Below are 12,046 nucleotides of genomic sequence, written 5' to 3'. Positions count from 1 at the left end.
ATAAGCCTCGGCGTTGTCGAGGCTATTCCGACCAAATAAGCACAGTGCGCGGCATTGTGTTTATTTAGTCGCCAAGCTAACAAACTTCCCTATTAAGAGTGACTTATGAAAAGCATTATTTCTATTCAATCTCATGTGGTTTATGGCCACGCCGGAAACAGTTCTGCAGTCTTCCCAATGCAGAGAATGGGCCTCGAAGTATGGCCAATTCACACGGTTCAGTTTTCAAATCACACTCAGTACCAGCAAGGTTGGACTGGACAGAAGTTTGGGGCAGATGAAATTCATTCTCTAATGAGAGGCTTAGATAACATTGAGAAGTTAGGCGAATGTGGCGCGATACTGTCCGGTTATCAAGGCAGCGCAGAGCAATGTCGAGCGGTGGCCGAAGCGGTAAGTTTAGTCAAATCGCGTAACCACAGCGCGCTTTATGTGTGTGACCCAGTTATGGGTGATCCAGACAAAGGTTGCATTGTGGCAGACGGTGTCAAAGAAGCGATAAGCCATAGCTTGTTGCCCATCGCTGATGTGATTGTTCCTAACCAGTTTGAACTGAGCGAGTTAACAGGTGTGAAAATTGACTCTCTTTATGATGCGGTCACTGCATGTAAAAAAGCCCTAGAGCTGGGACCGAAAATGGTATTGGTGAAACACCTGCATGCACTAACAGATGACGCCTTCAGTATGATTTTAGCCACGCCGAAAGCAAGCTATTTGGCCCAACGCCCTAGTGTTGAATTTGCTATGCAGCCAGTCGGTGTCGGTGATTTGATTTCTGCGATTTTTACTTCTTGTTTGGTGAAGAAGATGTCTCCTGTCGCAGCCTTTCGTCATACACATAACGCCGTTTACGGTGTATTGGAGATCACCAAAGGCTATGGCACATGGGAGCTACAGACGATCAATGCCCAATACGAATTTGTCGAACCGACGCATGAGTTCAACGTCGTGAAAATTGCTTAGCGCAGTACCTAATTAACGGAGAAGCGTAAAGTTAGCATATAGAAACTTGGCATAATTGCTTTGATGGATAGCATCCTACAATCGCGATTATGGGGTTTAGCCGTGCCTAGCTATAGTAACTCCACACAACGAAACGGACTTCATTTTGACCCAATTAACTTCAAACTGAGTCTCTGGTCATACGCCAGAGAACATTAAATGAGACTGATTATGAATCGTTTAATTTCCTCTGGTGTGACGGTTGCACTTTCGCTGTTGATGGTAGCTTGTAGTTCACCTCATACGCTGGATGTTCGTGTTTCTCAAAGCAACTATAAAGATGTCGAGATCGCGAGTTCGACACCAAATGAGCCACTTCGAATGTGGGCCAATGAAGCGCCGGATTTTCTCTACTCAGCGCACAATCAAACCACACCGATCAAAGTAGAGGGTGACCAGCTCAATATTTTGGCCTTATCGGGTGGTGGCGTAAACGGCGCATACGGGGCCGGCGTTTTGATGGGGCTACAGGAAAAGGGGGAGCTAAAAGATTATGCCATCATTACTGGAGTCAGTGCTGGTGCCCTAATCGCTCCTTTTGTTTTCATTGGCGGTGATGCGATGCCAAAGATGAAAGAAGTCATGCTCAACATCAATGATAAGAATATTTTGGGTAAGAAGAACTTCTTAAATACCCTGTTTAAGGACGCGTTTACCGATGGTGAGAACCTCTATGATTTCATCGCAGACGCTTACCCTGAGCCCATGATCGAGGCGATGGCGCAGCAACACCGCAATGGTAAACGCCTCTTTATTGGCAGTACCCATTTTGATTCAGGCGAACTGGTGATTTGGAATATTGGTGCGATTGCGAACAGTGATTTAGCGGACAAATCTGAACTGATTTACAAGGTGCTTGCTGCGAGCGCATCGATCCCTGGTGTTTTCCCTCCACAATTTATCGATGTTGAACATGATGGAGAAACTCTTGAGGAGTTACACGTAGATGGTGGTCTCGCAGCGCAGGTGTTCTTTAATCCGTCTAACTTCAACTATCAACAAATCTCAGATGCTTTGGGGTTAGAAAAAGCGCCTCAGTTGGATGTGATTCGCAATGGTGCGTTAAAAGCGCCGTATCGTCCACTAAAAGACAAAGGTTTGGACTTGGTATCGAAAAGTGTCTCAAACCTTACGCTAGCGCAAACTCGTGGTGATCTCTATCGAATGAAATACATCAGTGAAATCAACGATATCGAGATGCAGTTTACCTACATTGATCAAGATTTTAGATACGCCAAAGTAACGAAAGATATGTTCGATCACCGCTACTTGCTGACGATTTACGAATATGGATTCAAAAAAGCCACCCAAGGGCAACTTTGGGTAACTGAACTCCCTTAATACAGGAAAACGATACAATGAAAAAAGCCGTTCTTACACTCATGATGCTTACCGCTTCCGCGACTGCATTCGCCCAAAGTGGAGCCCATCTTGACCAGCAAAAAGTGGATAGTGATATGCAGCAACTGTCTGCAATCAAAGAAGAAGGTGCAGCCTTTATCATGATTGACGAGAACTCGAGTTACGTGGCGGTCGAGTTCGTGGGAAAGTGGGAAGAGATCAACAACTATGTGTCACACAAAGAAGCGAAAAAACGTAAATTGGAAAAAGTTAACAAGCAGTTCGTGTACTCTCAGGTCGGTGAAACGTTGGAGTCACTTGAGCAAAAAGTCGTTGACCACATTTACGCTGATCAACCTAAATATTTCAGTGTCGATGTCTACCGTGATTACTATGGTGACTCAGGAGAATTCAACTATTTAGCTCGTGTCGTTGAGTACAACTAAGTGAGAGAAAACCTACTGAAGCTAGTAGGTTTTTTTGTGTCGTCGAGAAGGAATTCAAACGCAGATTGTTTCCGTTACCAAGTAGCAATTCTACGATCTTGTGGTAATTTAATTAGATAACTCTAAAAAGTAAGCACAACCTATGAATTTTAGTTTTGAACAACTTCTCGCGTTCGTAACCGTTTATGAACAGCTTTCGTTTAGTAAGGCGGCGGTCAAACTCAATAAGCACCGAACCACAATAGGGCAGGTGATTACCAATCTTGAAGATCAACTGGCGGTCAACCTGTTTGAGCGAGTGGGGCGCTCGGTAGAACCGACAGAAGATGGTCATCTTCTTTACCACTATGCTAAGCAAACCATCGAACAAGCACGTACTTTCGATAAAGTCGCATTAAGTCTGGCTTACGGTGGGTTAGAGAATGTTAGTATCGCCTATTCAAGCGCTATACCACACCGTTTTCTCGTATTGCTTCGTATTCAATTAGCGGCAGATTTTCCGATGATGCGAGTTAACTTTCTTGTTCGTAATCGCAACGAAATTAAAGAGGGTTTACAGAATGGTGAGTATCAATTCGGTATTGTCAATGTGCATGATAGTCGAGCAATACATAGTCTGGATGCGACGTTTTTAGGTCATTTTGAATTTGTTCCTTTCGTCCAGAAAGGTGGTGAACTCGCTTCTATGGCACCAGATCGAGTATTGACAGCCTTGAGGAATAGTAAACAATTTGTACTGCGGTCTCTTATTGAAGAGGGAATGGGCGAAAAAGTCATCGTAAGTTCGAACCATGAAGAGGTCGACCAATTGGCCCTTGTAGTGAAAATGGTTGAAGCAGGTTTAGGATGGGCGATTCTCCCCAGAACGTTTGCCCATTCGGAGTTTTCTAATAATCATATAGAGCCAGTGGAAGCTTCTGAATTATTGGAAGGTTTTAAGTTTGGTTTTGGCCTATGGTGCCAACCCTCTAAGCAAGTCGGTGATGTAAAAAATTCAATCATGAAGGTCGTTACAGAATACCGAGAGAAAATAATCCGTGATATGACTTAGCGGCGACATGTATCCTGCTCATCCCTATCAACAACAAGACTCAATGTGAGTCTTGTTTTTTTGTGTCTGAAAAACGTTATCGTTCTAGCGAAGAGCTAATGTCTATTGGAAGGATATAACCCTCTATATGAGAGTATGGAGTCCATAGTTTTTGGCTTAATCTAACCTCGCTCAATGGGTAAGCCCAGAGCAAAAAGTGTTTTTACCATATGTCCGCTGCAAGGACGCAGATTTTCAGCCGGGTTTAGTTACCCGGCTTTTTTTATAGTAATAAAAAATGTCAGCTGTCACCCCAAGCTCTCTGTTACAACTGGCTTGTTACTTCGCTTAGCAATCCAGTACGCAACGCTACCCCAAAGCACGGTGAGTGCCCAAAGCGCCGTCCAATGTGGAGCGACTTGTTGCCAGGTTGCCCCCATTTGGTTTAGCGCTAAGAAAGCTTTTATCGCCCAAGTGCTTGGGCTTAAATCAGCAATCCATAATAAGGGAGTAGGTATGGCTTCAATTGGCCAAATAAAACCAGCCAAGAAAATGAGCGGCATAGAGCTCACTAAGACGACTAAGGTGACAAGTTCACGCCGAGGTAATAAGTAACCTAGCCAGAAGCCTAGTCCGCAACAACCTAAAAAGAACGGGAACAACATAGCCAGCAATTCGCCCGCATTGGCGATATGGTTTACGTTTAAACGTTCGAAGCTAAAACCAAAATAATAGGCGCCGAGTAAATAATAAATTGCCACAAATACTAACGTTCTCACAAGCAGCAGCGATCCCGTTGATACTTGTGACCAATAGCCACGACCATGACGCTGTGTTCCCGTTTGTAATCCAACCGCCATGATCAACGTTTGTTGTAAAATCAGAACAAATACTGCCGGCACTACGTATTCGATGTAACCCATGGTTGGGTTGAACGTTGGTTTCATATTAAGCTTAATAGCAGAGTAATTATGGCTAGCCATACTCATGGGCACACCATCTATCACCATTTTACTGACTTTCACTTGGGCCCCTAATGTGCCTCCAGCTTGGGCCAATCCTTCTACCACGGTTCCGTACACGAGAAAATACGAGGCGTCCGCAGCGTAGACCAGAGTCGGGCTTTTACCTAGCATTAGGTCTTTGTAAAAGTGTTCTGGTATGACTAAAAAACCGGTGATCTCTCGTTGTAAAAATGCTTGCTTTGCATCGGCAATCGTATGAAGTCGAGTGACTACGTTGATTTGCGGAGTGGCATCAACCATACGTTCTAGCTTTAAACTCGTCTGACTACCATCTAGATTAACAATCGCGATTGGTTGTTCACGAGGCGTTTGTTGTGCATAAGGCAAAGGGTATAAAAACGAGTAAAATACGACACCACCAAACACGGTCAACGTAACGACTGGATTGGTTAGAACGGCCTTAAGTTCCGCTTTAATCAGTTGCCACAATGTCATACCGCCTCCTTCGCTTGGCGTGTTGATGAAGCTGTTCGATGTTTACCCATCAAGGCTGCGGTAATGAGCAGGGGCACAACGTAACCAATCATAGGCCATAGCGAGCTTAAAGATTGTGCGGCCGATGCTCCATAGCTTGCTTGACTCACTTGTACTTCAATGTAATGGGTAATCGGCAATAATGAACGCCATGCATAAGCGAGCGTGTTCATGTCAGAAACTGGGAATGTAATTCCCATGAACGCGAAGCTTGGAGCCGTAAATGCGCCAGCAAAACTCATCGCACGTGCAGGATCCATCGACAAGAAGAAGAACAACGCTCCCATAATGATACAGGCGATAACCGTCGCCAATTGTGCTAATAGCATAACCACAAAACTGCCTTCCATTGGCCAATCAAGCACGGAATAAAACCAGTACAAGAACAACGCACCTTGCGCCATAAAGACCGGAATGTACTGACTTAATAGGGTAGTGAGCCTGGCGTATGGCTTTTCGCCCAAAAATGCAAAGCTATTCTTTCCACCATAAATGCGAAAGTGCGCGGCAAGAATCAAAATAGTGCTTACTACAATACATATTTGCCAAATGGCTGGCACGATAGCCGTTACCAAAAATTGTGCGTAGTTATTGTTACGGTTAAATAATGCGGTTATTTGTGTCGACACGGGTACAGCCTGTCCAGCCGCTGCTAACGTTGTGGTGTTACCCTTAGCCAAGTTGCCCATTACTTCAACCTGAGCGTCGAAATAGCCTTGTGCTTGCGCAACGGCAGAGTTGATCAGTTTCGCTACCAAAATGTACTGACTGTTGTAAAAGACAGAAAGTTGAGGTTGGCGGTGCTGGAGAATATCTTGGTCGAACTTAGATGGGATGACCGCGTAAGCGTAGATATCGCCTTCAATCATCGCATTTTTTGCTTCGCTTGCACTGGCGTAATGATAGTTAACAGCCAGACTCGACGACGCATCCAAAGATTGAATGAGCTTTCGAGAAAGTTGGGAATGTTGTAGATCAACCACACCGATTGGCAGATCCCGGGCAATGCCCGCAGAGAACACTCCCCAAATCATCAGCGCGAGCAAAATCGGTATCCAAGTAAGGCACGAAAGCAACCACTTGTCTCGTCGTAAGATATGCCGCTGTGAAATCTTAATCGTCATAGCATTAACCTAGTGGTTGTGATTAAAGTTCAACGACAACACTCATTCCCATACGCAGTTCAGGTTCGGGTTGAGCTGGACGAGCTTCTACTTCAAAGGTACGAAGATCAAAACCTTGAGAAGCATCGGTTGCTCTCCACGTTGCAAAGTCACCCATAACGGCAACATGCGTTACTTTGAACTCAACATTTTTGTTTAAGGCAGGCAAATAGGCATCAAAGGTTGCTCCTTTTTTAAAGTGTTGAAGGTAATCTTCACGCACATTAAGTGTCGCCCAGGCATCTTCTGTATCTATCACAGTAACAACCGGGAAGCCCTGAGGTGCTAATTCACCACTTTGAAGTAGAACTTGAGAGACTTCGCCGTCAAACCAGCTGTAGATCTGAGTATCTTTCGCGTACGCTTCTACTTCGGCTACGGCACCTGATGCCATGCGCGCTTTTTCCGCCGCAGCCACTTTGGTTTCACTTCTAGCGCCTTCTTTTGCCATTTCGTACATTTGAAACGCGGCACTTTCTGTGTATTTCGCTGCTTGCCACTGAGTTAAAGCTTCATCGCGTTTTTGTTCTGCAACCACGCCATCGTTATAAAGGTTATTCACACGATTGTAGGTTTTTTCCATTAAATTCGCAGCGGCTTTGGCTTTCATCCATTGATCTTTTGCTGCTTGGATTTGTTGCTCACGTGCGCCTTTCTCAGCTTCTTGAGCTAAGGCGTCCGCCGCTTTTTCACCTGCTTTTGCTTGTTCTAACTTCGCTTCAATTTCAGGACTATGAAGGGTAAAAATAAGCTGACCTTTCTCTACATCGTCGCCTTTACGTACCATGACCTCATCAATACGCCCTGGGACTTTTGAGGAAATGCTGTATTGCTGGGCTTCAATTAATCCCTGTAAGCGGATCGGTTCCGGTTGATAGGCTTGGTAAAATTGATACCCAACCCAAGAGGCAACACCCAAAGCACAAAGTGAGAGTAAAACGGGTTTTAGTGATTTAGCTGCCATGATTTATTTCACCTCTTTGGATGTTGAAGCAGGGATATAAGCGGTATTTTGATATTGTTCGAAGCTGTTCATTTCACTGCTCAATGCGAGTAGCTTGGTTAAAGATATTAAATAGCGGAAACGCGCCGCTGAACGTTGTGTTTCTATACTCGCGACATAAAGTTGTGCATCCACAACATCCAGAGAAGACGACAGACCCTGAGTAAATGCTTTTTCACGCAAGCGCAGGTTTTCGTTAGCGAGTTCAATGCTAGATGCGAGCCCTTGTACTTCATCAATGGCTTGCTGAGCCTCCAAGTATGTCTTTTGGACTAACAGCGATAAGTCTTGTTTGGCTTGGGACTTTAATGAGTCGACCTGCGAGACGACGCTTTGAGCGGCTTTGACTTTTTCGCTTCGCCCTGATGATTCAATCAGTGGAATGCTGACACCAACACCAACTAACCAGTCTGGCTTCATTTGGCTTGCGAGAGAATCGTCTTCATACAAGCTGTAGTCGCCGTAAAGATAAACTTCAGGGTAGTATTTCCCTTTTTCTGCTTTGATTAAGCTAGAGGCTTGTTTGTGTTTAGCGCTCAGAAGTTCTAACCCCGGATAGGTAAGCAACGTTTGATCGACAAAAGCGCTAAGAGGGGGAAGACTGTCGTTGATAAACAAAGATTCAGCGGGCTCTACGGCATCATCTTGCGCGAGTAATTTACCTAATGCAGCCTGAGCGATACTCAAATCGCTGGCTGCTTTACGTGTTTCTACAGATGCTTTATCTAAAGAAGCCTCGGCTTGCAGGCGCTCAACGTGCGCGATTTGTCCTTGCTCTTCAAGTTTAATGGCAAAATCTCGATGCTTTTTTAGCCCTGCTTCAACCGCTTGCCGCGTTGCGAGTACTTCCTTTGCCAGTACGACAGAAAAGTAGTACTTCGATAAATCTTCAAAACGCGCTTGTTGTTCCATTAGAAGCTGACTTTTCGCCTCATCCGTTTTGCCTTCTGCTGCTGATTGAGCCGCAGAAATTCGACCACCAGTAAAAATTGGCCAAATGGCACGAATAGACGAAGAGAAAATATCGCGCTCGGTTATGGTCGAAGTGGTATTAGCTAAGGCACCAAAAATAGGCTGAAAAGCAGGAGGTACGTTAATGTGTGCTCCTGTGCTGTCTAGGATCTGTTTTCCCGACAGCGTGATATCGGTATCTAAACGCGTGTAATTCGCGCCAATAGTAACCTGAGGTAAGTTGAGATTGCTGGTGGCACTCTCTTGGTATTGGTAGTTCTCGACGTTTGAGCGTTGAGCTTTGAGAGAATAGTTGTTTTCTAGCAATAGCTGCCATGCGGTACCAAAAGTGATCGGTGCCGCATGACAGGCTAGGGAAATCGAGCTGCTAAGTAAGCCCAGTATCCAAAACTTTCCTGTTTTTTTCATAATGGCTGCTTTGTCGTAGAGTATTAGCTCTAATATAAAGGATTCGTAACTGAGTGTTAAGTAGGAGGGAAAATTGGGCAGTAGTATGCGCCCAGTTATATTTGTGCTGGGCGCAGGAGATGTTACAAATTTATTTCGTATATGGACAGTGAAACTCCGCTCTCCACTCGAGCTGACGAGAACCTCGCATCGTATTCAATAGATCTTTTCCACTCATTTGAGGGAACGATAACAGGACTTTGAGATCAGAAGTACCGCCTCCGTTTTTTTCATAAGCCCTGACGTGTGTAAATGTTGAATACATATTCTCTGACAGCATCGCCTTATTCAGGCATATTCCAAAGGTATCGCGTTCCATGTTTGGTGTTCCTTCTAACTATAAATGCACCTCTGTTTATAGTTTTCCAGTTTTCAGATGGTGTCTAAGTGTTTGTCATGTAGTCAGTATTTGTGTTTTGTTTTATTTTTGTCCAAACCACTGACATCAATGTTGAGCTTTTAATAGACTTCCAGCTTCACTGCTTTCAAACCGAAACTCTCATTGGTTTCGTTGATTAAAAATTATACGTTGTAAAGTCTAAAAACGCCTCAAAAACCGCTAAAATCGATGTGATCGCGATCATGATTTTAAGGGCAATTTATGTATGGAATTGAGTATCAGAGAGGAATGCTAAATTTGGTGAATGGTTGTAATTTTATGTTTCAGCTCGTCGATTAATTAACCGTAAACTCTGCGGTTTGTTTGCCTTCCTCACAGATTTATCACCGCGACAACGTCATGCTGTTAACTGAGTGTTAACGTTACGCTCAAGAGTGAATCACAAGGATGTATCAATGAGTTGGAAAACCATCAGCTTTCGTAAGCGGATGCTCATTATCATGACGCTATCGGGGTTGATAGAGCTGTTATTGCTTGTCGCCGCGGGGTTCACTTATCTCAAAATCAATCAAGAGCAAGAAATGGGAGAAAAAGCACTGGGTGTTGCCCGTTTTTTAGCGGACTCAGCGGTTGTTCGTGAAATGATCGAAACCCAAAACCCCCAGCCATACCAACTTCGCTTTAGAGAATTAACCGAAGCCATAGGTGCTGCATTCATCGTTATTGGCGACCATAAGGGAGTACGCTTAATCCACCCTGTTGATGAGCGGTTGGGCAAGCCAATGAGAGGTGGCGACAATCGTCGAGCGCTAGAACAGGGGTTGTCTTATGTTTCGACGGCACAGGGCTCGTTAGGTTATTCAGTTCGTGGTAAAGCTGCGATTTTTGACGAGGAAGGGAACATCATTGGTGTGGTTTCGGTTGGCTATTTGCTCGACCGACTGCAAGACCGCATCGAACCATTTTTGGCCTTTTTGATTTTAATGGTCATCGTAGTTGTCGTCGCTAATGCCATTGTATCCAATTATGCGTCGAGAAAGTTTCAGCGCGCCATTTTAGGCTTTGAGCCTGAAGAGATAGGGCGGTTGTACGGCGAATTAGAAGTGACGATGAGCACTATCAAAGAGGGCGTGTTAAGCATTGATGCCCAAGGGATACTTCGCTCGATAAATCGTAGTGCCTGCCAGATTCTCGGTATTGATAGAGAATCAGCGCTCAATAAACCTTTGACTGATACGCTGCGTGATAGCGATCTATATACAGTGTTAGAAAGTGGGCAGGAAGATCATGATATTGAAATATTCCTTAATCATAAGCGCCTGATTGCAAATCGCTCTCCAATTTATGTTGATGGAAAAATCGTGGGGGCGGTATCGAGTTTCCGTTTAAGGGATGAAATTAATGATCTAACCGAGCAGCTATCACAAACCAAGGAATATGCAGATTTGTTACGTTCGCAAACCCATGAGCATCGCAATAAGCTAAACACTATCAGCGGGCTAGTACAAATGGGTGAGCTTGATGCGGTGCAAAAGTTAATTGGACAAGAAACCGCTCACTATCAAGCAATGATTGAGTTTTTAAGAGATACCGTTAAGGACCCGCTAATTGCAGGTATGCTGCTTGGAAAAACTGAACGTGCTCGCGAGTTAGGCTTACAACTGGTGGTTGAGGAAGGCAGTCGTCTGGAGCCCCTGCCTGAGTGGCTAAATTCGGAAGACCTAGTCACAATTTTGGGTAATTTGATTGATAACGCTTTCGATGCCACGTTAACTTCAATTCGCGATGAATCAAATGTTGCGTCAGAACGCAGAAACATTGATGTGTCCGTTAGCGATTACGGAAATGAAGTGATACTTGAGGTGATAGATCATGGCTGTGGCCTCCCAAAAACAATGGATCCACAAACATTATTTACAAAAGGCGTTTCGACGAAATCTCGCCAAAATCGAGGTGTTGGGTTACACCTTGTCAATCAGCTTGCTACTCGATATCACGGCCATGTTGAGATGATACCCAATACAAATTATGGGACAAGAATAACGGTGTACTTACCCAAGGAAGAACAATTATGAGTATGGCGACTCGCGTAATGATCATTGAAGATGATCTGGCTATTGCTGAGCTGCACCACAAATACTTAAGCCAACTGACAGGTTTGGAAGTGGTTGGAATTGCGACCACGAGAATGGAAGCAGAAATGCAACTCGACATTCTTAAGCCAGATTTACTATTGATGGATGTCTATCTTCCCGATGGCACAGGGCTTGAGATACTAAATACACTGCGTGCAAGTAACCAAACGTGTGATGTCATTTTGATTACAGCCGCAAGGGATGTCGATACATTACAACAGGCGATGAGGGGTGGCGTTGTCGATTACCTGTTAAAACCCGTGATGTTTCCACGCTTAGATGCCGCACTGAAAAAGTATGTGTCCCAACGCCAACAACTAGACATCGTGGAGAGTTTGGATCAGAACCTCGTTGATAAAATGCTGCAGTCTCATGCCAATCAAGACAACTTGCCGAACCGATTACCAAAAGGGATTGATGGTGTAACCCTAGACAAGATCAGAGAGTTGTTCCCAAATGGCAGTGCGCTGACCGCTGATGAGGCAGGCGAAAAGATCGGCGCGAGCCGAACAACGGCGAGGCGCTATTTGGAGTATCTGATCAGCACAGGTGAACTAGAGGCTGATTTAAACTATGGGTCGGTAGGTAGGCCGGAAAGGTGCTATAAAAAAGTGACACGGTAGCGTTTATATTGATGCTCTATGCAAAATAAAAAGCGATGGCTTATT

General features: G+C 44.6%; 11 protein-coding genes. 6 read left to right on the top strand and 5 right to left on the bottom strand.

Features of this window, described 5'->3' with window-relative positions; translation table 11 throughout:
* The first annotated feature begins 105 nt into the window (after positions 1-105).
* The 4 genes from pdxY (at position 106) to R7P72_RS17630 (ending at position 3,840) form a co-directional block, all read left to right on the top strand.
* Positions 106-963, top strand: coding sequence for a pyridoxal kinase PdxY (pdxY, locus tag R7P72_RS17645; protein WP_005377109.1), 858 nt, complete (start codon positions 106-108; stop codon positions 961-963).
* Positions 964-1,173: 210 nt separating this feature from the next.
* The gene (locus R7P72_RS17640) at positions 1,174-2,343 is read left to right on the top strand and encodes a patatin-like phospholipase family protein (RefSeq protein WP_005377110.1); all 1,170 of its coding nucleotides are present in this window, start codon (positions 1,174-1,176) and stop codon (positions 2,341-2,343) included.
* 17 nt (positions 2,344-2,360) lie between these two features.
* A complete protein-coding gene (locus tag R7P72_RS17635; RefSeq protein WP_005377111.1) occupies positions 2,361-2,789 on the top strand; it encodes a hypothetical protein in 429 nt (142 codons plus the stop codon).
* Between the two features lie 142 nt (positions 2,790-2,931).
* Entirely contained in the window at positions 2,932-3,840 is a 909-nt protein-coding gene (locus R7P72_RS17630) for a LysR family transcriptional regulator (protein ID WP_005377119.1), read from the top strand.
* 287 nt (positions 3,841-4,127) lie between these two features.
* Here the strand turns inward: R7P72_RS17630 and R7P72_RS17625 are convergent, their stop codons facing one another.
* From R7P72_RS17625 to R7P72_RS17605, 5 genes are all read right to left on the bottom strand, one after another.
* A complete protein-coding gene (locus tag R7P72_RS17625; protein ID WP_285437664.1) occupies positions 4,128-5,279 on the bottom strand; it encodes an ABC transporter permease in 1,152 nt (383 codons plus the stop codon).
* A complete protein-coding gene (locus R7P72_RS17620) occupies positions 5,276-6,442 on the bottom strand; it encodes an ABC transporter permease (protein WP_031778953.1) in 1,167 nt (388 codons plus the stop codon). The genes R7P72_RS17625 and R7P72_RS17620 overlap by 4 nt, the downstream gene beginning before the upstream one ends.
* Positions 6,443-6,464: 22 nt before the next feature.
* The gene (locus tag R7P72_RS17615) at positions 6,465-7,445 is read right to left on the bottom strand and encodes an HlyD family secretion protein (protein WP_005377122.1); all 981 of its coding nucleotides are present in this window, start codon (positions 7,443-7,445) and stop codon (positions 6,465-6,467) included.
* Positions 7,446-7,448: 3 nt separating this feature from the next.
* Positions 7,449-8,864 carry a TolC family protein gene (locus R7P72_RS17610; protein ID WP_005377123.1) on the bottom strand — a complete coding sequence of 472 codons (1,416 nt, stop codon included), beginning with the start codon at positions 8,862-8,864 and terminating at the stop codon, positions 7,449-7,451.
* Positions 8,865-8,994: 130 nt separating this feature from the next.
* Entirely contained in the window at positions 8,995-9,222 is a 228-nt protein-coding gene (locus tag R7P72_RS17605) for a hypothetical protein (RefSeq protein ID WP_005377125.1), read from the bottom strand.
* Between the two features lie 476 nt (positions 9,223-9,698).
* On the opposite strand from R7P72_RS17605, the gene R7P72_RS17600 reads away from it, so the two are divergent.
* Positions 9,699-11,318 (top strand): sensor histidine kinase, encoded by a 1,620-nt coding sequence (locus tag R7P72_RS17600; RefSeq protein WP_005377131.1) that lies wholly within the window; start codon positions 9,699-9,701, stop codon positions 11,316-11,318.
* On the top strand, positions 11,315-12,001 hold the full coding sequence (locus tag R7P72_RS17595) for a response regulator (protein WP_005377133.1): 687 nt from the start codon (positions 11,315-11,317) through the stop codon (positions 11,999-12,001). Before R7P72_RS17600 ends, R7P72_RS17595 begins: the two co-directional genes overlap by 4 nt.
* Positions 12,002-12,046 lie beyond the last annotated feature (45 nt).

It is taken from the genome of Vibrio sp. Vb0888, assembly GCF_033338835.1.
In the GTDB taxonomy this organism is placed as follows: Bacteria; Pseudomonadota; Gammaproteobacteria; order Enterobacterales; family Vibrionaceae; genus Vibrio; species Vibrio alginolyticus.
The sequence above is the reverse complement of the archived record's forward strand: the minus strand, read 5'-3'. Positions and strand labels throughout refer to the sequence as shown.

Excerpts from the sequence above, each read along its gene's own strand:
- pdxY (WP_005377109.1), top strand. The coding sequence starts at position 106 with ATGAAAAGCATTATTTCTATTCAATCTCATGTGGTTTATGGCCACGCC.
- R7P72_RS17640 (WP_005377110.1), top strand. The coding sequence starts at position 1,174 with ATGAATCGTTTAATTTCCTCTGGTGTGACGGTTGCACTTTCGCTGTTG.
- R7P72_RS17635 (WP_005377111.1), top strand. The coding sequence starts at position 2,361 with ATGAAAAAAGCCGTTCTTACACTCATGATGCTTACCGCTTCCGCGACT.
- R7P72_RS17630 (WP_005377119.1), top strand. The coding sequence starts at position 2,932 with ATGAATTTTAGTTTTGAACAACTTCTCGCGTTCGTAACCGTTTATGAA.
- R7P72_RS17625 (WP_285437664.1), bottom strand. The coding sequence starts at position 5,279 with ATGACATTGTGGCAACTGATTAAAGCGGAACTTAAGGCCGTTCTAACC.
- R7P72_RS17620 (WP_031778953.1), bottom strand. The coding sequence starts at position 6,442 with ATGACGATTAAGATTTCACAGCGGCATATCTTACGACGAGACAAGTGG.
- R7P72_RS17615 (WP_005377122.1), bottom strand. The coding sequence starts at position 7,445 with ATGGCAGCTAAATCACTAAAACCCGTTTTACTCTCACTTTGTGCTTTG.
- R7P72_RS17610 (WP_005377123.1), bottom strand. The coding sequence starts at position 8,864 with ATGAAAAAAACAGGAAAGTTTTGGATACTGGGCTTACTTAGCAGCTCG.
- R7P72_RS17605 (WP_005377125.1), bottom strand. The coding sequence starts at position 9,222 with ATGGAACGCGATACCTTTGGAATATGCCTGAATAAGGCGATGCTGTCA.
- R7P72_RS17600 (WP_005377131.1), top strand. The coding sequence starts at position 9,699 with ATGAGTTGGAAAACCATCAGCTTTCGTAAGCGGATGCTCATTATCATG.
- R7P72_RS17595 (WP_005377133.1), top strand. The coding sequence starts at position 11,315 with ATGAGTATGGCGACTCGCGTAATGATCATTGAAGATGATCTGGCTATT.